General features: G+C 35.4%; 21 protein-coding genes. 8 read left to right on the top strand and 13 right to left on the bottom strand.

Annotated elements, in window-relative coordinates; all coding sequences use genetic code 11:
- Positions 1 to 4: 4 nt before the first annotated feature.
- The 6 genes from MKY81_RS03095 to MKY81_RS03120 form a co-directional block, all read right to left on the bottom strand.
- Complete coding sequence (locus MKY81_RS03095) at positions 5 to 931, bottom strand: helix-turn-helix transcriptional regulator (protein WP_341116697.1); 927 nt, start codon at positions 929 to 931, stop codon at positions 5 to 7.
- A gap of 91 nt (positions 932 to 1,022) precedes the next feature.
- Entirely contained in the window at positions 1,023 to 2,096 is a 1,074-nt protein-coding gene (locus tag MKY81_RS03100; protein ID WP_108072338.1) for an ABC transporter substrate-binding protein, read from the bottom strand.
- Entirely contained in the window at positions 2,093 to 2,896 is an 804-nt protein-coding gene (locus MKY81_RS03105; protein ID WP_108072339.1) for an ABC transporter permease, read from the bottom strand. The genes MKY81_RS03100 and MKY81_RS03105 overlap by 4 nt, the downstream gene beginning before the upstream one ends.
- A 10-nt stretch (positions 2,897 to 2,906) precedes the next feature.
- Positions 2,907 to 3,698, bottom strand: a complete 792-nt coding sequence (locus tag MKY81_RS03110; RefSeq protein ID WP_108072341.1) for an ABC transporter permease — start codon at positions 3,696 to 3,698, stop codon at positions 2,907 to 2,909.
- The gene (locus MKY81_RS03115) at positions 3,688 to 4,794 is read right to left on the bottom strand and encodes an ABC transporter ATP-binding protein (protein ID WP_107921186.1); all 1,107 of its coding nucleotides are present in this window, start codon (positions 4,792 to 4,794) and stop codon (positions 3,688 to 3,690) included. Before MKY81_RS03115 ends, MKY81_RS03110 begins: the two co-directional genes overlap by 11 nt.
- A gap of 21 nt (positions 4,795 to 4,815) precedes the next feature.
- Entirely contained in the window at positions 4,816 to 5,358 is a 543-nt protein-coding gene (locus tag MKY81_RS03120; protein ID WP_108072342.1) for a helix-turn-helix domain-containing protein, read from the bottom strand.
- Positions 5,359 to 5,611: 253 nt separating this feature from the next.
- Between MKY81_RS03120 and MKY81_RS03125 the strand changes: the two genes are divergently transcribed.
- Both MKY81_RS03125 and MKY81_RS03130 read left to right on the top strand, forming a co-directional pair.
- Positions 5,612 to 6,466, top strand: coding sequence for a transporter substrate-binding domain-containing protein (locus tag MKY81_RS03125; protein ID WP_108072343.1), 855 nt, complete (start codon positions 5,612 to 5,614; stop codon positions 6,464 to 6,466).
- Between the two features lie 12 nt (positions 6,467 to 6,478).
- Positions 6,479 to 7,159, top strand: a complete 681-nt coding sequence (locus MKY81_RS03130; RefSeq protein ID WP_341116703.1) for an amino acid ABC transporter permease — start codon at positions 6,479 to 6,481, stop codon at positions 7,157 to 7,159.
- A gap of 55 nt (positions 7,160 to 7,214) precedes the next feature.
- On the opposite strand, the gene MKY81_RS03135 is transcribed toward MKY81_RS03130, so the two are convergent.
- Together MKY81_RS03135 and MKY81_RS03140 are read right to left on the bottom strand one after the other, a co-directional pair.
- Complete coding sequence (locus tag MKY81_RS03135; protein WP_341116704.1) at positions 7,215 to 7,922, bottom strand: DNA alkylation repair protein; 708 nt, start codon at positions 7,920 to 7,922, stop codon at positions 7,215 to 7,217.
- A gap of 31 nt (positions 7,923 to 7,953) precedes the next feature.
- Positions 7,954 to 8,115 carry a hypothetical protein gene (locus tag MKY81_RS03140; protein WP_165797705.1) on the bottom strand — a complete coding sequence of 54 codons (162 nt, stop codon included), beginning with the start codon at positions 8,113 to 8,115 and terminating at the stop codon, positions 7,954 to 7,956.
- 69 nt (positions 8,116 to 8,184) lie between these two features.
- Here MKY81_RS03140 and MKY81_RS03145 point away from each other — a divergent pair, with 69 nt between their 5' ends.
- The gene (locus MKY81_RS03145) at positions 8,185 to 9,150 is read left to right on the top strand and encodes a LacI family DNA-binding transcriptional regulator (RefSeq protein ID WP_108072348.1); all 966 of its coding nucleotides are present in this window, start codon (positions 8,185 to 8,187) and stop codon (positions 9,148 to 9,150) included.
- A gap of 27 nt (positions 9,151 to 9,177) precedes the next feature.
- Here the strand turns inward: MKY81_RS03145 and MKY81_RS03150 are convergent, their stop codons facing one another.
- Positions 9,178 to 9,744, bottom strand: coding sequence for a topology modulation protein (locus tag MKY81_RS03150; protein ID WP_066225817.1), 567 nt, complete (start codon positions 9,742 to 9,744; stop codon positions 9,178 to 9,180).
- Positions 9,745 to 9,905: 161 nt separating this feature from the next.
- On the opposite strand from MKY81_RS03150, the gene MKY81_RS03155 reads away from it, so the two are divergent.
- The gene (locus MKY81_RS03155) at positions 9,906 to 10,325 is read left to right on the top strand and encodes an acyl-CoA thioesterase (RefSeq protein WP_066225814.1); all 420 of its coding nucleotides are present in this window, start codon (positions 9,906 to 9,908) and stop codon (positions 10,323 to 10,325) included.
- A 38-nt stretch (positions 10,326 to 10,363) separates the two neighbouring features.
- Here the strand turns inward: MKY81_RS03155 and MKY81_RS03160 are convergent, their stop codons facing one another.
- Complete coding sequence (locus tag MKY81_RS03160) at positions 10,364 to 12,076, bottom strand: methyl-accepting chemotaxis protein (RefSeq protein ID WP_328018938.1); 1,713 nt, start codon at positions 12,074 to 12,076, stop codon at positions 10,364 to 10,366.
- A 271-nt stretch (positions 12,077 to 12,347) separates the two neighbouring features.
- Positions 12,348 to 13,337: a DUF3231 family protein gene (locus MKY81_RS03165; RefSeq protein ID WP_107920155.1), complete on the bottom strand. Its 990-nt coding sequence runs from the start codon at positions 13,335 to 13,337 to the stop codon at positions 12,348 to 12,350.
- Positions 13,338 to 13,774: 437 nt separating this feature from the next.
- On the opposite strand from MKY81_RS03165, the gene MKY81_RS03170 reads away from it, so the two are divergent.
- Both MKY81_RS03170 and MKY81_RS03175 read left to right on the top strand, forming a co-directional pair.
- Positions 13,775 to 14,452: a FadR/GntR family transcriptional regulator gene (locus tag MKY81_RS03170; RefSeq protein WP_108072351.1), complete on the top strand. Its 678-nt coding sequence runs from the start codon at positions 13,775 to 13,777 to the stop codon at positions 14,450 to 14,452.
- A gap of 16 nt (positions 14,453 to 14,468) precedes the next feature.
- Positions 14,469 to 15,689, top strand: a complete 1,221-nt coding sequence (locus tag MKY81_RS03175; protein WP_066225811.1) for a CynX/NimT family MFS transporter — start codon at positions 14,469 to 14,471, stop codon at positions 15,687 to 15,689.
- Positions 15,690 to 16,603: 914 nt separating this feature from the next.
- Here the strand turns inward: MKY81_RS03175 and MKY81_RS03180 are convergent.
- Together MKY81_RS03180 and MKY81_RS21055 are read right to left on the bottom strand one after the other, a co-directional pair.
- Positions 16,604 to 17,107: a hypothetical protein gene (locus MKY81_RS03180; RefSeq protein WP_341116714.1), complete on the bottom strand. Its 504-nt coding sequence runs from the start codon at positions 17,105 to 17,107 to the stop codon at positions 16,604 to 16,606.
- Between the two features lie 47 nt (positions 17,108 to 17,154).
- Entirely contained in the window at positions 17,155 to 17,292 is a 138-nt protein-coding gene (locus MKY81_RS21055; RefSeq protein WP_445663923.1) for a matrixin family metalloprotease, read from the bottom strand.
- A 272-nt stretch (positions 17,293 to 17,564) separates the two neighbouring features.
- Between MKY81_RS21055 and istA the strand changes: the two genes are divergently transcribed.
- Positions 17,565 to 19,133: an IS21 family transposase gene (gene istA, locus MKY81_RS03185; protein ID WP_107920984.1), complete on the top strand. Its 1,569-nt coding sequence runs from the start codon at positions 17,565 to 17,567 to the stop codon at positions 19,131 to 19,133.
- Positions 19,130 to 19,885 (top strand): IS21-like element helper ATPase IstB, encoded by a 756-nt coding sequence (gene istB, locus MKY81_RS03190; protein ID WP_341116715.1) that lies wholly within the window; start codon positions 19,130 to 19,132, stop codon positions 19,883 to 19,885. Before istA ends, istB begins: the two co-directional genes overlap by 4 nt.
- Positions 19,886 to 19,901: the final 16 nt, after the last annotated feature.

Genomic DNA, 19,901 nt, shown 5'->3' on the forward strand with positions numbered 1-19,901 from the left:
GTGTTTATCCTTTTTCCTTGTATAGATCATTCATCTTTTGAAGTAAATTCTTTAATTTCCGTCTCACATGCTCTGGTTTCATTACTTCGATTCGATCCATAAGACTAAATAAAAATCGGTACATGCCCTCGTCTTCAGGCATATCTATCGTTACAAGAAGTTGATCTTTTTCGCCTTTGATGACATTTTCTACTCCAAACATTTCTTCCATTAGTGCAAGATCACTAGAATTGAATGAAAGGGTTAATTCTGTGGTCCGTTCCGGATGATACCATTCTTTATCCCATGGAGAATCGTCAATTTGAATCTCTTTCCTTACAAATTTTTTCTTTAGAACATTTAATTCCTTCATTCTTGCAATCTTAAATAAACGAAATTGCTCCTTTTGCAGGCAAAAGGCATATAAATACCAGGATTGGCCCTTTAGTACAATCGTATGCGGTTCAACTTCACGATTCGATTCTTTACCTGAACTGTTTGAATAAAAGAACTGCATACAAAGATGAGATTCGATTGCCTTTTTCAGCATCGTGACCTTTTCCTTTAAAACGGGGTTACCTCCCCAAGGACTAAAATCAATAAATATTGATTCAAGCGTCTGCTGTTCATTTGATAACGCTTTTAATTTTTCTAGTACAGCTGATGCATGCGCATCTTGATAGGATGTGGATAGACTCTTTAAGGCAATCGTAATTGCTCCTAACTCATCACGAGTCAAGACATTCTTATCCATTCGAAAACCATCAATTAAACCAATTCCGCCGTTTTGACCTTGATACGTAACAATCGGAATACCTGCCAGATTTAATGAATCAATATCTCTGTAAATTGTCCTCACTGAAACATCAAACATGTCCGCAAGCTCCTGTGCCTGTACTCTTCTTTGATTGATCAAGATCATCGTAATTGCCAACAAACGATCCAATTTCATAGGATAATTCCCTTCTTCAATTTATATATTGATTACATGATAAAAGAAAAACCGATTTTTAGCACGTGCTAAAAATCGGTTTTTCTAATCATTATTTCCGATGCATCTTAAATTCTAAGAACAGCTCATTGTAATGTGCAAGCATTCTTTTTCCGAGATTCTCATACACTTCAAGACCTTCCGCCTTGTCTAAATCCGGGTAGAATCGCTTATCACCAGATACTTCTTTATCTAAATAGCTTAATGCTTTTTCATTCGGTGTGGAGTAGCCGACATAGTCAGCATTGGCCGCTGCATTTTTTGGATCAAGCATGAAATTAATAAACTTATGCGCGCCATCGATATTCTTCGCCGTTTTTGGAATGACCATATTATCAAACCATAGGTTGGAACCTTCCTTTGGAACGACATAGTCCAACTTTTCATTTTCATCGATAATCTCTGACGCATCACCGGACCAAACGACACCAACTGCCGCTTCCTCATTAGCAAGAAGCAATTTAATTTCATCACCAACAATCGCCTTTACATTTGGTGTAAGTTTATCTAGCTTTCTTTTTGCTTCTTGAAGATGTGCTTCGTTTGTATCATTTAATGAATAATGAAGACTATTTAACCCCATTCCCATTACCTCACGCGCACCGTCAGCAAGTAAAATGGAATTGCGCAAATCTTTGTCCCATAAATCATTCCAACTCGTAATCTTTTTCCCATTCAATAACGATGGATTATAAACGATTCCAACTGTTCCCCAAAAATAAGGAATCGAATATTTATTTTTTTCATCAAAAGGTAAATCTAGAAAACGAGGATTAATATATTTTAAATTCGGCAACTTGGAATGATCAATTGGAATAAGCAACTTTTCTTCCTTCATTTTTTCAATCGCATACTCAGATGGTACTACCACATCAAATGTCGTGCCACCCTGTTCAATTTTTGTCATCATCGCTTCATTTGAATCAAATGTTTGATAGATAACTTTAATCCCTGTTTCCTTCTCAAATTTTTTAATCAGTTTCGGCTCGATATAATCTCCCCAGTTATAAACAGTTAATGTATTCCCACCGGATAATCCTTGGGACGAATTCAATCGATTAATGAAAAAGAGAATCGCAAATGACACGATAAAAATCGTTACAAACACACGAACTAGCTGTTTCATTTTCTTACCCCCATTCCGTTCGGACGGTTATTACGTTGATTAATAAAGTAATAACCGATAACAAGAATGATCGTGAACAAGAAAATAAGTGTAGACAAAGCATTAATAGATAATGAGATTCCTTGTCTTGCGCGTGAATAAATTTCTACAGACAACGTGGAGAATCCGTTCCCTGTTACGAAAAAGGTCACCGCAAAATCATCTAAAGAATAAGTCAATGCCATAAAGAAACCGGCAAAAATTCCGGGTGTGATAAATGGAAGAACAACCTTTGTAAGGACGTTCCAACGGCTAGCCCCCAAATCACGTGCCGCATCAAGCAGAGTAGGACTCATTTCTTGCAGCTTCGGAATGACCATTAATACAACAATCGGTACACTGAAGGCGATATGTGAGAGTAGAACCGAAATGAAACCAAGTTTAATCCCAATAATCGTAAATAATATTAAAAATGAAGCACCGATAATGACATCCGGACTAACAATCAATACATTATTTAGTGTAAGTAATGTATTTTTTGTTCGTCTTCTTTTTACAAAATAAATGGCAAGAGCGCCAATTACGCCGAGAATTGTTGAAAGTGCCGCCGATAAAAGGGCAATAACAACTGTGTTTAATACAATAATTAATAGACGGGTATCGTGAAATACTTCCTTGTACCACTCAAGTGTAAAGCCTTCAAAATCATGCATCGCTCCTCCACTATTAAAGGAGTAAAACATTAAATAGAAGATCGGGGCATAAAGAATGATAAAAATAATAACTAAATAAATATTAAAAATCTTTCCCTTTCGTTTCATTCGTATCCCCTCACTTTCTATTACCTGTTACGATCATGAATAATGCCATCGCTATGATTAAAAAGACAGCAATCGTTGAACCCATTCCCCAATCTTGGGTTACAAGAAAATGTTGTTCAATCGCCGTACCTAGTGTGATGACTCGATTTCCAGCAATTAAACGGGTAATCATAAATAAGGACAATGCCGGAATAAAGACAACTTGGCATCCAGATTTTACACCATCAATCGTTAATGGAAAAATCACTCGTTTAAAGGTCGTCCACGCAGACGCGCCTAAATCTCTTGAAGCATCAATAAGTGTTGGATTCAACTCTTCCAGCGAATTGAATATCGGCATAATCATAAACGGAATAAAAATATACACAGCGACAAATAAGAAACTAAAGTCAGTGAACAAAATTTGTTTTGTCCCAATCCCAATCCATTCTAAAAATGAATTAGCTGCTCCATACGTTCCGAATATCCCGATAAAAGCATAGGCTTTCAGCAATAAATTGATCCATGTTGGTAAAATAATTAATAATAACCATAGTTGTTTATGCTTTGTTTTTGTTAATAAATAGGCCGTTGGGTAGGCAATTATAAGCGAAATCGCGGTAATCAAAAATGCATACCAAAACGAGCTAAGTGTCATCTTTAAATAAACGTGTGTAAAAAAGTTTTTGTAATTCTCAAAAGAGAAATCCCCATCGATATTAAAGAAAGAATAATAAAGAATGAGTAGAATAGGTGCGACGATAAAAAGAATGATCCATAATACATAAGGAATAAGATAGATATTGCGGGATTTAGTTTGCATGGCCGTCCTCATTATATGCTTCTAATCGTTTATCAAATTCCTCTTCTGTCTCACCAAATCTCATGACATGAATCGCTTCTGGATCAAAATATAGACCTATCTCATCACCTACAACAGCTTTTTTCGTCGAATGAACTAACCACTCATTACCCGCCTCATCATAACAGCAAATCTCATAATGAACTCCACGAAATAATTGCGAATCCACACGTACTTTCAGTTTGCCCTGATCTTTTTTCGTAATTTCTAAATCCTCAGGACGGATAACTATTTCAACCGACTCATTTGGATTAAATCCGCGGTCCACACATTCAAATTGCTTTCCTACAAACTCTACTTTAAAGTCTTGAATCATTTTACCAGGAACGATATTGGACTCCCCGATAAAATCCGCCACAAACCGATTGATTGGCTCATCGTAAATATCCGTTGGCGTCCCGCTTTGTTGAATTTTTCCTTTATTTAAGACAAAAATTTCATCTGACATCGCGAGTGCTTCTTCTTGGTCATGAGTAACAAAGATAAAGGTAATTCCAAGTCGACGCTGTAATTCACGAAGCTCATACTGCATTTCCGTACGAAGCTTTAAATCAAGTGCCGATAGTGGTTCATCTAGAAGAATCACTTCCGGTTCATTGACAATGGCCCTAGCAATTGCGACCCGCTGCCGTTGTCCACCCGACATCTCTTTTATTTCACGTGTTTCATAGCCTTCTAAATTGACAAATTTTAATGCTTCTTTCACTTTTTGTTGAATCTGAGCATTTTTCATCTTTTTGATTCGCAGTCCAAATGCGACATTTTCAAATACGTTTAAATGAGGAAAGAGTGCATAATCTTGGAAAACCGTATTTACTTGTCGTTCATTTGCCGGAACATGATTAATCATTTTCCCATTGAAGTAAATTTCCCCTTGACTCGCCTCAGTAAAACCAGCAATAAGTCGTAATATTGTCGTCTTTCCGCACCCCGATGGACCAAGTAATGTATAAAATTTCCCTCTTTCAATTTCAAAACTAACACTATCTAAGACAGCAGGGTCATCATCGTATTGTTTTGTTACACCTTCAAAACGAATGATTGTATTATCTGTCATAGTGGCTTCCCCCTTTTAAATTTATAAGTATGATTCCGTTGCAACGAGAAGTATTTGTGATGTACCAGGATAATCATTCGTAATTTGATGTCTTTCAGCAGCGTGATAATAAATGACTTCCCCCGCTCTAGCTGAATAAACCCGCCTTCCTAAGCGGACGCTGATTTTTCCAGTTAATACATAGGCAAAAGTCTCTGATAAAGATGGTTCAAATTCCTTGAATTCACCCTTCTCTTCAAGAGTCAGTATAATCGGTTCCATTTCTTTTTCATTTGATTCTGGAACGAGCCATTGAATCTGATATCCACGTTCTTCATCGACGTATTCCGTTTGATCTTCATCACCGTAAACAACCTTCTGTTCTAGTTCTTGCTCATCAAAGAAATCCTTCGGTGCACATCCTAGAACTTCTAAAATATCAAAAAACGTTTCTATGGAAGGAGAACTTAAATCACGTTCAATTTGCGAGATATATCCTTTGCTCAAATCTGTTCTCTCGCCAAGTTCTTCCTGAGTTAGCCCTTTTTTCAATCGTAAGTTTTTGATCTTTTTTCCGATTTGCATCGTATAACCTCAAGTCTGTTTACTATTAGTAAACTACTAATAAATAAAGTTTATTAATACTAAACTTCAAGTTTACTTCCTAGACCATTATACATAATTGTTGTAAAAATTCAATTGAATAATAAAAACTTTTTTAAGCACTTTTCTATTAATCGAAAATTCCGCCTAATTTTCTCTATGCAAAATTCCTTTGCATAATCCCCACTTCAGTGCTATGTTTTTACTGATTAAAGTTAAATATGGGGGTTACATAATGCGGAAATCACATCGTTTTAAACACAGAATTATGGTTTTATTAGTAATGGCTTTAGCCTTTGTAACAGCCGCATGCGGGAATTCAGATAGTTCCAAGGAAAAGAAAGAAACCGCATGGGATAAAATAAAAAAAGACGGAAAAATAACTGTTGCCACTGCAGGGACCCTTTATCCTGCTTCTTTCCATGAATCCAAAACAGATAAATTAACGGGCTTTGAGGTTGAAGTAGTTCGTGAAATGGCCAAAAGAATGGGACTTAAAGTGGACTTTGTCGAAATGGCCTTTGACGGAATGCTCACTTCTATTAATAGTGGAAAAGTCGATGTCGCTGCAAACGATATCGCTATTACAGATGAACGAAAAGAGAAATTTTCTTTTTCAACACCGTATAAGTTTTCTTTTGCAACAGCTATTGTGAGAAAAGATGATTTATCTGGAATAAAAACAGTCGAAGATATTAAAGGAAAAACGGCTGCTGGTGAAGCAACAACAACTTATATGAAAATTGCTCGTAAATACGGTGCAAAAGAAGTCACATATGATAATGCTACAAATGAACAATATTTACGTGATGTTTCTTCTGGACGTACAGATATCATTATTAATGACTACTATTTACAAAAGCTTGCACTTGCTGCATTTCCGAAATTAAATATTACGATTCATCCTGATCTTAAATTTAATACGCGTGATGAAGGTGTCGGAATGATTATGAAAAAAGATAATACAGAATTAAAGAAACATATTAATAAAACGATTCAGGAAATGCTTGATGACGGGACCATCACGAAAATTTCTAAACAATTTTTTGATGGCGATGATGTAACGAAAAAGCCAGATCTTAAATACTAGGGAGAGAGAAACATGGGAACAATTCAATGGGAATATATCTTTAATACAAAATTGGCCATTGAATCCTTTCCTTATGTCATTAAAGGGATTGGCTATACTTTACTCATTTCTATAATCAGTATGTTCTTCGGGTTATTGCTAGGATTTTTTCTTGCACTTGGTCGAATGTCAAAAAATTATATTTTTCAGCTTCCAGCGCGTACTTATATCTCTTTTATGCGTGGTGTCCCAATTATTGTTCTCTTGTTTATTCTTTATTTCGGCTTTCCGATGATTGGAATTACTTTTACAGCAGTAACGGCTGCGATTATCGGCTTTAGCCTAAATAGTGCTGCGTATATGGCAGAAATCAATCGTTCAGCCATCGCCTCTGTTGATAAAGGCCAATGGGAAGCATCTGCATCCCTTGGACTTTCCTATTGGCAAACGATGCGAAAGATTATTCTTCCACAGGCTGTCAAAATCGCCATACCGCCACTATCAAATGTATTACTGGATTTAGTCAAAGGTACTTCGCTAGCTGCGATGATCACTGTCCCTGAACTACTTCAAAAAGCAAAAATTGTTGGAGGAAGGGAATTAGATTATATGACAATGTATATTTTAGTCGCGCTCATCTATTGGGGAATCTGTTCAATCATAGCAGTAATGCAAAATCACCTTGAAAAAAGATATGAAATGCAAAGCAGTTAAAAAAGATGGCATTAGTGAAGCCATCTTTTTTTTTCGGTTTGTGGCTCATACTTGCCTAGCATATACAAGTCTTTTTCTTAGAACCAATTTTCCCTCGTGCTTCTACCTTTTTTATATACTCTGTTGCTAATGGAACCTTGCAGGCGGTTTCTCCGATATTTACTTGAACTTTCCCAATGTTTTCTCCAACTTCATAAGCCTCTTTGTGTAGCTCTTCAACAAAGGTACCGACTGCAATTACAAAATTGTTCATTGTATATCGAACGCGATTCTTTTCCTGGTGAATCGTTGTCTCGATCCTATTTAATAAGTGACGGATTTCTTCGATGTCAAGCTTCTCATCAGGTGTAATGGAAAGATAATTTGTATAAGTACTCCATCCACAAGTAGCGATCGTTTCATTCTCAGATTCAATCCATTCCCTAGCTAAATCAATGGCATAATTAGTTTCCGCCGCCACTCCCGCCACCGAGTATTCAGCTAATCCGTAACAATATGCCTGTTTCACCCATTTTTGCAGCAATTCTTTCGATACAAATTTAGGATTTACCGTAAGTCCTGCTAGATACATCGCATCATAATTTCCAGTTTCGTATAATGAAAGAGCTAATTCTTGATCCTTTTTCACGTGTTTAACAAGTTTTTTCAGATCACCTACTTTGACCCCAAAAATCGGCTCCGTTGCCCCATGTCGAATGAACGTTTTCTTTGTTTGCTCTGTTCCCAGTTCTTTTAACTTTTCCATTATTTCTTGTAAAGTCATATTTTCACCTCACAGCATTTAATTTTTTAAATTATAACCCATCCTTCTTACTAATATCAAAAAACTCATAAAAATCCATCAAATGCTCTTTTTTGTCTTTCAATGCTATGTTTGCTAAGATTAGTTCAAAAATGCACAATGCTATTAATAGAATAATCCCTTCAATCATGACATAGTCACTCCTTTTCTTCATTAAGGAAAAGGTAATTTATGAAACGCGTTTCAGGTCAAGATTGATTTTTTTACTGAAAGGAATTTTTTTATGGCAAATATTCGTGAAATTGCAAAGCTTGCCGGTGTATCCGTTACAACGGTTTCAAGGGTACTCAACAATCACCCATATGTGAGTGAAGAAAAAAGGAATTCCGTGCGAAAAGCAATGGAAGCATTAAATTATAAAAGGAATATAAACGCCGTTCATTTGTCAAAAGGGACTTCTAATATGATTGGTGTCGTTCTCCCTACCATCAATCATCCCTATTTCAGTAGTATCGTAGATGGCATAGCCGAGGAAGCGATGAAAGATAATCAGCAGCTTATTCTGTTTCAAACAAATTATGAAACAACGAAAGAGTTAGACGCTCTTGAAATGCTAAGAGGGAATTTAATTGATGGACTCGTATTTTGCTCCCGTGCCATATCTCTTGAAGTAGTAAAGGAATACAAGGAATATGGTCCTATCATTCTATGTGAAGATTCTGATCAAGCTATATTTCCTTCAATTAGTATCCCACATGAAAAAGCCTTTCAATTTGGGCTTCAATATTTAGTTTCCAAAGGGCATACTCGAATTGCTTATTGTCTTGGCAGAAAAGAAGGTCCTAATAGTTTAAAAAGAATAAGAGCGTACGAAACTATGATGAAGAAACTAAATCAAAAAGTTCGAGATGAGTGGCTTTTTGATCGCTGTTTAACGATTGAAGATGGACGCGAGGTCCTGTTGAAATATATCCAATTAACGGAAAAACCAACTGCGTTTCTCGTAGGTAATGACCAAGTTGCCGCAGGGTTAATATTAGCATCAAAAAATTATCGCTTAAGTATTCCAAAAGACTTCGCTATTTTAAGCTTTGATAACCAGCCCATCTCTGAAATAATGGGGATTTCAACAATCGAAATCCAGACTAAAGAAATCGGACGACTAGCCGTTCAATCAATTAAAAAATATGAAAATGAATCTAATAGACTTATCTTACCTTTTAAATTAATTGAACGTGATTCTGTTTAAACGAACAAATTTTTTGCCGCTTCCACATTATTCGATAAATTTCTCGGGAAATATTTCTTTTTTCGACGAATATTTTAATCTAGTCTCGTGCAAGTAATCATTTATTGCCCGTTTGTTTTTTAACATGATGACTTTTCTTTCTGCTGCTGAAGATTGGAAGGCATTAAAACGGTCCGCCATTTTATTCTTCCGTGGATAATAAGTGGAAATAATAAATTTAATAAACTGGTAGTCTATTTTTTCTTTGCATCCTTTTCCCATGTCGGGACGGGTTCTTCCGATATTCATGAGGAATCTCTTTATCACCCGAAATAAACAAACGGATAGAGGAAGCTCCAAGTAGATAATCGTGTCTGCACGGGAAGCTCGAATGTCGTATGTACCTGTGTAGTTCCCCTCAATAATCCATTGTTCTTTTTTCACAACTTCTTCTTGAGCTCCACGAAACTCATCTACTGTTGCTTCAACCCAACCCGGCTTCCAATAATGTGCATCCAAATGGTAAACATCAATTTGCAAAATATCACCTAGCTTTCTAGCAAAAGTAGACTTTCCAACTCCTGCAGATACTCCCATAATCATTATACGTTTCATTCATACACCTCCTTTTATCATAATATTCATTTTATTCAAGACAAACATCTTACCAAAATCCATTTCTTGGTGCAAGTGGCTGCTCGGTCTTTTTTTCAAAAACGCGAAAAAAATATATACTATATTTTAGAATCAAATTTACTATTAAAGGAGTTTCAAATATGTACATTTCATCGATTGAAATCCAACTGTCTTACGCAGATACAGATATGATGGGAGTTATCTACCATGGGAATTATGTAAAGTGGATCGAGCTTGGCAGGACAAAACTTATCGAGGATGTCGGTTATAATTATCTCGATATGGAAAAGTCGGGTTATTATGCACCCGTATATAATCTAGAAATAACTTATAAAAAATCTATTAAATACGGCGATAAAGTAATTGTAAAAACCTGGGTGGAAGAAAACAAAAATTTGAGGACAATCTATGGATTTACGATTGTAAACGGAGAAGATGAAATATGTGCGGAAGGAACAACAACACATATTGTTGTGAGAAAAGAAGACTTTAAACCAGTCCAATTCAAAAAGGTATTTCCTGAATGGTTTCAAAAATATGAAGAAATTAAGAGAAAATAAAGCGAGCCGATCGTTTGTCGGCTCGCTTTCGAATGCTTTTAAACAATAAATTTATTCACTAACTCTTTTAATTCTTCTGCTGTAGAAGCAAGGGCTCTTGCAGAAGAGTTTATTTCCTCCATTGAAGCTAGTTGCTGTTCTGTAGATGCAGCAACTTCTTCAGAGCTTGATGCGTTTTCTTGTGAATGCATCGATACCTCTTTAGCGGATGTGGAAACTTCTTCTACACTAGCTGATATTTGTTGTACTGTTGCAGTAATTTCCTCAATTTGTGGGGCAATATTTTTTGTTTGATCAATTATTGCCTTAAACTTTTGGGATGTTTCAATAGTGACTGTAACACCTTGCTCTGCATTGTTTGTTACTTCATTCATCATTTCTAGTGAATTTTTAATATCCATTTGAATGCTATTAATAATATTGGCGATGGATTGAGTTGAGGTTTGAGACTGCTCAGCCAGTTTTTTTACCTCATCTGCAACCACCGCAAAGCCTTTCCCATGTTCGCCGGCGCGGGCTGCTTCGATCGCTGCGTTAAGTGCAAGGAGATTTGTTTGATCTGAAATACCACTAATTACATCGAGAATTTTACCTATTTCATAAGAACGATTTGAAAGTGTTTGGATTACTTCATTTAGGTTATTCACTGATTCATGAATAAATTTCATCTGTGATAATGTTCCTTCGACCGAATTACCGCCTTCTTCAGCCTCAGTAGAAGTCTCCCTTGATAATTCGGAAACATTCGTTGAGCTTTCAGCAATGCGTGTAACTCCGTGTAAAATTTCATTTAGTGAATTCGAATTCTCCTCTATTTTCGCAGATGATTGTTCTGCACCACTTGCAATTTCTTGAATAGCCGTTGCGACATGTTCCGTTGCGGCTGTTGTTTGATCTGCACTGGCAGTTAGTTCTTCGGATGCCGCAGCCACTTGTTGTGAAGTATCTCTTACGGTCTTGATTATACCTTGTAGGCCGCTAATCATATTATTGAAAGAAGCTGTTAATTTTCCAATCTCATCTTTAGATTGGTACGTTCCTTTTACTGTAAAATCTCCATTCTCAGCTTTGGATAGTAGTTTAGCAATATGATTGGTAGGCTTAACGATCATTTTTGTAATAAACAATCCAATCAAGATTAATACTATTATAGAAATTGCACTTATTAAGATAACTAGAAGGATTGCATTATTAATTGTTTGTTTATTATTATCGTTTAATTGATCTGCCACTTTTTCATTTAATTTTTGTAAATCCTTAAGCGTCGTATTCACTAATTCTACTTGTGGCAGTAATTCAGCGGTATATAGCTGATAAGCTTCTGTATTTTGATTATTCCGCGCTAATTGAATCACTTTTTCTTGTAATTTTTGTAAGTCTATATCACTTTTTTTGTAAGCCTCAAGTTTTTCCATTTCTGCAGGTGTAAGTTTTGCTGAAAATAGCTTTTCCATCACGTCATTTATTTCTTTTTGCAATGTTACAATATCATCAATCATCTCTTTATTTCGAATTGAATTTTTTGTAATCATTAACTCCAAAATATCTTCATCAATTGCACGATTATCTTCAATTACTTTTCCTAGCCATTGGTTTGGAATAAACCGATGGGTAAACATTTTTTCTGTTTCGTTCGCAATATTTTTCATGAAGATAAGGCTCATTACTCCAACTAGTACTAATGCTAAAATTTCTATAGCAATTAATAATGCTAATTTCTTAGCTGTTTTTAAATTTCTTAGTAAACCCACAAAACATTCTCCTTATGATTGAAATTAAACGCTCTCCATTGCTAGATTTTCAAATTATTTTATTTATACATTTTATGTATCGACAAAAAACAGTAATGTTTTATAGAGTTTCGACATTTTTCTACAAAATATGACGATCCAAAAAGGAACCCGCTTACTTGGGTTTGAACGTTCGGACTCACTAAATGATCAACACACAAATTAAAAAAAAGAATGCAATGGGTAAAGATCATGCCATTGCAATCTTTTTATTTCGATAACTATGCTTATTTTAACGTTCTAAATTAGTCGCTGGCGGCTTTTCCAGCCATCCATTTTTCACCATAAGTTTATTTCCATCATTCGCGTAATCAGCAACATCCTTTGCAGCCAATAAGGCCTTCAACTGTAAATCATTTCGTAGACTAAAGGCAAATCCGAATGCATTTCCCCCGAGACTAAGATTACAAAGTAAGCTATTACAATACAGCATGAACTTATCTGAAAATGGGCTTATCTTCGAACTTGATACGTTTCCTACGGATGAAATAGTAGGGGTAATATCATCTTCTAAAAGAATTTCACCAAATTGCTTAAGAATTTTCTTGGAAATCTCCATACCTTTATGAAAGTACTGTTTTACCTCTTTTGCTTCAGCTACCTGTGTAAAAGCAAACATTAACGTCATACCCAAATTATTCGATTCCATGCCATGAAATAGTGATGAAAGTTCAATCGTATTTATATGCCTTGCATTACTTAGTAAATTTAACCCGCTTAAATACTTCATATCGTTTATAAATTCATTTGTCTTAGGCATAGGTACAAAAGGAGGGCGAGTAAGCATTCCTTTTTCTAACAAATATTGCGTACATTTATTATAACATCCTTGAGTAATTGCTGTTAAATCCTTATAGAGATTAATGATATCCTCACGATAGGCCTTTCCCATATTAAGTGTATACAGCCCCATACTAACTTCTTTTATCATCCGAAGAAACATAATATCCAGTCCATTTTCAAATAGTCTCGGTGCTTCAACATTTACGTCTTGAGAAGTAAACCCGACCGGCAATGCAGATCCTGCTTTTTCAAAAATATGTTTAATTCTTTCCACATTTTTATCTAAATCCTTATATAAATCAGTCATAATTTTTTCGGATTTATGATCATCTGCCTTAGGAATTAAATATTCTAATAAACGAAGAATAAATGTCTTTTCCTGATATGTTAACCATAATGTACCCACTTCGCTTGAAGAAATAGTAGGTTGATTCGGCATATTCGCTCACCTCAGTTTTAAATCTTTTTACTAGATTTTCCAAAGCCACTTTTATTATTCATTCAGTTGTACAACCAGTAGAAACATCCCTAGTCTTATACATATATTCAATGGAAAATACAAACAATAAATACGGTGATATCACCAAACTAACTTTTATTTGGAGGGGTAACCTATGAGAAATCTTGAGACAATTTTACAATTACTCATATATAATTTGAGGAGACTTGTACAACAGATCCTTCATAGATTTAATGGGTTAATGAACATCTCTATTCTTTCATAAAAATGCCATTTAAAAGTTAGTAAAAGGAGCGCACAGATGAGATTGTGCACTCCTTTTTTTTAGGAGAAAAATTTAATCCATTTACTTTTTCATAAAAACATGTTAAATTACCCAATGAACCAATCATCCTACAAATTAGAGGTGTGAATTCTTGGATATATCCAAAACTAACCGTTTATCATTAGTAGAGCAAATCGTTTCCCAAATGGAAACTTTAATTGAGTCGAATTCATGGCCAGTTGGGAGTAAAATTCCACCTGAATTAGAATTAATGCAACAATTTGATGTAAGTCGCAATACATTGAGAGAGGCTATTCGAGCTCTCGTACATGCAGGACTTCTTCAGACGAAGCAAGGGAGCGGTACATTTGTCTGTTCATCGAGTGTCCTTGGAGCTGCTCTCGAAAAAAGAATTCAAAAAGCAAATCTATTAGAAACCTTAGAAGTTAGGCATGCGCTTGAAAGGGAAGCCGCACAATTAGCAGCAATGCGAAGGGACAAAGAAGATATTAATCGATTGCAAGAAAAATTAAAGGCTTGCCAAATTGCAGCTGAACAAGGGAATAGCAAATTATATGTAGAAGCAGATTTCGAGTTACACAAATCGATTGTAGAGGCATCTCATAATAGTATTTTGATCGATTTATATGAACATATGACAATCCCTCTCCAAACATCGATCCAAAACTTAGCGGACATTACTACACACACCGATTTTCATATAGGAATCCATGAAAAGCTTATTGAGGCTATTTTAGAACAAAACTCTAGTCAAGCGACTGACTCAGTTAATGAGTATATTGCTCAATTTAAAGAAACATTGAAATAAAAAATGGAGGTTCATCATGGGATTACATCAAGTATCTATTCACCAAGAGCATCAGCAAACTAAAATTAGTGTAAAATCAAAAACATTATTACTAATAATCGGTATTATTTTTATTGGGGCAAACTTAAGAGCACCAATAACAGCTGTGGGACCATTAATTTCATCGATTCGTGACAGTTTAGGAATATCTAATATACTAGCAGGTACTTTGACAACCGTTCCATTACTTGCTTTTGCCTTACTTTCCCCATTCGCACCAAAATTATCTCGTAAATATGGCATGGAAGGTACGCTGTTCGTTTCACTAATTTTATTGACTGCTGGCATTGTTTTAAGAACCATTCCGGGCGTCGGTACGTTATTTGCAGGGACCGTCTTAGTTGGCTTAGGCATTGCTATTTGTAATGTCTTGTTACCAAGTGTGATCAAGCATAAATTTCCTCAAAATCTTGGTGTCATGACCGGCATTTATGCAGTTTCAATGAACCTTTGTGGGGCTATTGCATCGGGATTAAGTACCCCTATTTCTTTAAAAATAGGATGGCATGGAGCTCTTGGTTACTGGGGCCTATTTGCACTCATTTCTATTCTTTTTTGGATTCCACAAATTCGTTCAAGACAAAAGCCAATGAAAAAGGAATCAGAAAAAAAGCAATCTATTAACTTGTGGAAATCTAAACTCGCCTGGCAAGTAACCATCTTTATGGGACTGCAATCACTTATCTTCTACACGATTGTCGCTTGGTTGCCAGAAATACTCGTACAGCAAGGGGTTAGTTCTAATTCAGCAGGATGGATGCTCTCATTAATGCAGTTTGCTGTCATTCCATTTACCTTTATCGTTCCAATTTTAGCTGGACGAATGAAGAACCAGCTTTTATTAGTGGCAATAACAGGAGTGCTATTCATCGCTGGTATGTTCGGAATTCTTTACGGCAGTGAGGCGCTGATTCCATTATGGGTGATAATGATAGGTATTGCAGGAGGATTTGCATTTAGTTTGGCTATGATGTTCTTCAGTCTTCGTACAAGAAGTACACATGAAGCCGCAGAATTATCCGGAATGGCCCAATCATTTGGTTACCTTCTTGCGGCAGCTGGACCAACATTGTTCGGAATTCTACATGATACATTTCATAGCTGGACAATGCCTCTATGGATGTTAATTATCGTTTCCTTCCTTATTCTTGTAACAGGTATAAGTGCTGGAAAAAAAGGATATGTTTCAACGAATTAATTTAAAAAATGAAAGAAGTGGGCGAAGCGGATTACCGTCACGCTTCCTTTAATCAACAATTTTTATCTCCCTTTTCTAAATGTTTTCTCGTTTGGAAACATTTCCTTCTTGAATTGAATGGGATTATACATTAGAAATATCGTATAATTATGTTAATCTAAAGAACTTTGACAAGCGTTTTTCCTGCCTAGGTTTAAATATGCTACGAACATCACTTAAACACGTCAAAGTTCTTTTCATTTTTCCGTACAAGTGTATTATAAATTTTAAGGTCTAGCAACCTCAAATAATAGATTTACTTTTAAAACCGAAATCTAGTTTATAAAATCCAGTTTTTTACTACTTTACATATTCCCCAATTGAGTTTTAAGTTGCATAAACACCTCTTTATAAAGTCAATAATTTATCAGTCAAAAATCATAAAGAAGTTATTAAATGAACTGAGAAAGGCTCATCATAGTTAGATAAAACTTATAGTAGAGTTAAAAAATACACGTAATGTATCTTGGTTTCTGGTAAAAAATAAATTTAATGAAATCGAAAAACTAATTTCAGAATTTCTAGTTAGTATATCATATGAACATGCCTATAGACAGGTGAAAGATTTGATAAGATAATTATTAATAAGTTCGTTGTAAAAAATGTGATGATGCAGTAGGGTCCCAGTATATGTGGAGGATTTTTTTGTAAAGAAGGAAAGATTGTATATTTGCTTATACAGTTCTCAATTAGTTAACATAATCAAAAATTATCGGTAGTTCCGAAAGTCAGTGAAATATTGTGATCACTGGCTTTTTCGAACTACCGATTTTAATTAAATTATACATGATAGAAAATGTTAAAAACATGAATATATCAACGTTTTGAAATTTTTAATATCTAATTGAGGATAACTTTTCCTTAAAAGCGATTTTTTATTTTTGATATTTTTTTTGACCTTCCTTAATAACATTAATAGAGTCCATATTAGAACCATTATTTAAAATTTCGGTTTGATTTGTTTCTAAAGGAATCTTCCCAAAGGTCACTCCTCTTGGTGCATACGTATCATTTTCACTATCATATATCATATACAAGAGGTATTCATCATCGATATTCATTAATTGATAACCATTAACATGAACATTAGTATTGTTTTTAGCATCGTAGAATGCACTTTCAATTACAGTAATAATATCATTATTATTTAATTCTTTTGAAGTTTCATTTTTAATAATTTCACTGATTTTAAATTCAGTACGAGTATAACCACTAGCAATTCCACCAATATAATCAACTACCTGTTCCTCGTTGATTTTTTTTCCTTTCACGATTACTGGTGTTTTTTCTGCAAGTTCATTTAAATCTTTAAAGCCATCAGTTTTTGCTTCTGCAAATGAATCTTTAGGTGTTTGAATTTTAGAAGCTTCTATTTTCATATAAAAGAATATTGAAGCCATAAAAACTATTAATATACCTGGAATAATTAGTAATGTGTTTTTTTATCATTAAATCCAGTTTTTCTCATAACAGATATTGAATTATTAGCTTTTTGAGTATGATCTAAACCTAAAGCATGTCCAACTTCATGGACTGCAGTTTCTGTCTTACGAGTAGCACTCAATCCTTTAAAATCCTTCCAAAAGGTAATTCTTACTTGAGAACTACTCTTACTTCCATAAGCAGTTGTGACTGATAAACTAGATTTAACAGTTTCCGATAAATAATATTTTACACTTTTAAACTTGGATGGTTAGATTCTTTGTCCTCCTGCCCTAGGGCAGGAGGACAAAGAAAAATCAGAACTTACTAACATCCGTTCCTATTAAAATATTTCTCTATCACTGTTATATTTTATTCGTTGATGATGATTTACAGTGATGGAGGACATGAAAGGTGGACAAGTTTGAAGTGTATGTAGACATTCGTCAATTATTAAAGCAAGGGTTCAGTAAAGCAAAAATAGCCAAAAAGTTAGGAATTTCCCGACCTACTCTGTATCGATACCTTCAAAAGGATCCGAAAGAAATGGCAGACTGGGTAGATTCCCTCCAAGTCAGGTCGAAAAAATTGGATCCATATAAGGATAAGATTTTATCCTGGCTCAAAGAGAATCCAGACATGTCGGCTGCCCAAGTAGAAGATTGGTTAAGAGAGAGAGATTCTTCCTTGGAGATATCGGAGAGCACTGTCAGGGGCTATGTCAGGAAACTTCGAGAAGATTATGATCTTCCAAAAGAAATTCGTGTTCGTGACTATGAAGCTGTTCCAGAAATGGCCATGGGGGAACAAGCACAAGTGGATTTTGGAGAAACCATACAGGAGACCCCTGAAAGGAAGAAAGCAAAACTTTATTTCATAGCTTTTGTCTTATCGCATTCACGTTATAAGTATGTAGAATGGCTAGATAGGCCTTTTACAACAAGAGATTTGATAAATGCCCATGAAAATGCATTTAAGTGGTTTGAAGGGATTCCACATGAAATGGTATATGACCAGGATTCAGTCATTGTCGTCAGTGAAAATGGGGGAAACCTTATTTACACAAAGGAATTTGAAGTGTACCGCCAACAGCGTGGTTTAAAGGTAAGGATTTGTCGCAAAGCAGATCCAGAAAGCAAAGGGAGAATTGAAAATGTAGTCGGATATATCAAGAAAAATTTCGCCAAGCATCGGATATTTACCAATATCGATCGCTGGAATGAAGATTCGTGGAAATGGCTTAATCGTACAGGGAACTATAAAATTCATCAGACTACAAAAAAAAGACCGGTCGAAGTGTTTCAAGAAGAAAAACACCATTTAAGACCAGTCCCTAACCCGTTAGAATTCAGTAATGTAAAACCTGTATCTAGTATAACAAGAACGGTTCGCCGGGACAATACAATCCGATATCAGTCCAACCGATATTCTGTTCCTCTAGGTACATTTAATAAACAAGAAAAGGTATATATACAAAGAACCGAAGAACATCTGCTTATATATGCATCTCCCAATGGCCCGTTAATGGCCGAACATAAAATTTGTCATGGGAAAGGTCAATTGATTCAAGACCGGCAACATACTAGAGATAGATCAAAAGGAATCGACGCCTACATGGATACAGTAGCCAGTTATTTTACCGATTCCCATCTGGCACAATGTTTTCTGAAGGAAATCAGGGATCGATATCCTCGATATATACGTGATCAATTACAGATCATCATGAATCAGCTAAAAAGGACGCCGCAAGAAATATCTAACCAGGCCTTGGAGGAGTGTGTAGATAAAAGGCTTTTTTGTGCAACAGATTTTGTCGATATGATTCAGTATATCAAACGGCAACGACCATTAAATGTTACAGATGTCCGTAATGAAGAGGGTAAAATTAAACCATTCCATGGTCAAAATGCGTTTATTATTCAAACCTATGCCCAAAAAAGAGATGTAAATGAATATATAGCTGTATTGGAGGGAGAAAAATGAGCCCATTAAAGAAATCGGAAGAGCTTTTAAAAACCCTCCATTTATCAGAAGCAGCCCATTCTTTGTCTCAGTTTGTCAAACAAGCTGAGACAAACGAATCAACCTATCTTTCCTTTCTTTACAGCATTTTGGAATATGAGCAAAAACGAAGAGAGGAAAAACAATTGGAAAAAAGGCTGAAATGGGCAGCCTTCCCTTTTCAAAAAACACTGGATGAATTTCATTTAGAAGAACAACAATCATTAAGTCAAAAGCAATTGAATCATCTGAGAGAATTAACATGGATTGAACAATTATATAATATTATTCTGCTTGGACCGCCAGGCATAGGCAAAACACACTTATCAGTTGGATTAGGATTAGAAGCAATCAATCAAGGTCATAAGGTTATGTTTATCACCATGGGAGAGTTGGTTCATGCCTTAAAAACGCAGGAAATTTTAAGGAAAGCACAGACCAAAATGAAAAGAATCCGTACTGCGGACTTAGTCATCATTGATGATCTTATGTTTATGGCAATGGATCAGCATGAAGCGAACCTATTTTTCCATTTAATCAATGACTTATACAACCGATCCTCTATAATCTTGACCTCCAATAAAGCTCCAAAGGAGTGGGGTGAGTTATTAGGGGATCCAGCGATAACGACAGCCATTTTGGATAGGCTTATCCATCGGGCAGAAGTCATTCACTTAAATGGTGATAGCTATCGAATGAAACATCGAGCTACTATTTTTACTGAAAAAGTGTAAAAAATAAATTATCGAA

The organism is Heyndrickxia sp. FSL W8-0423 (genome assembly GCF_038009395.1).
Lineage (GTDB): Bacteria > Bacillota > Bacilli > Bacillales > Bacillaceae_C > Heyndrickxia > Heyndrickxia sporothermodurans.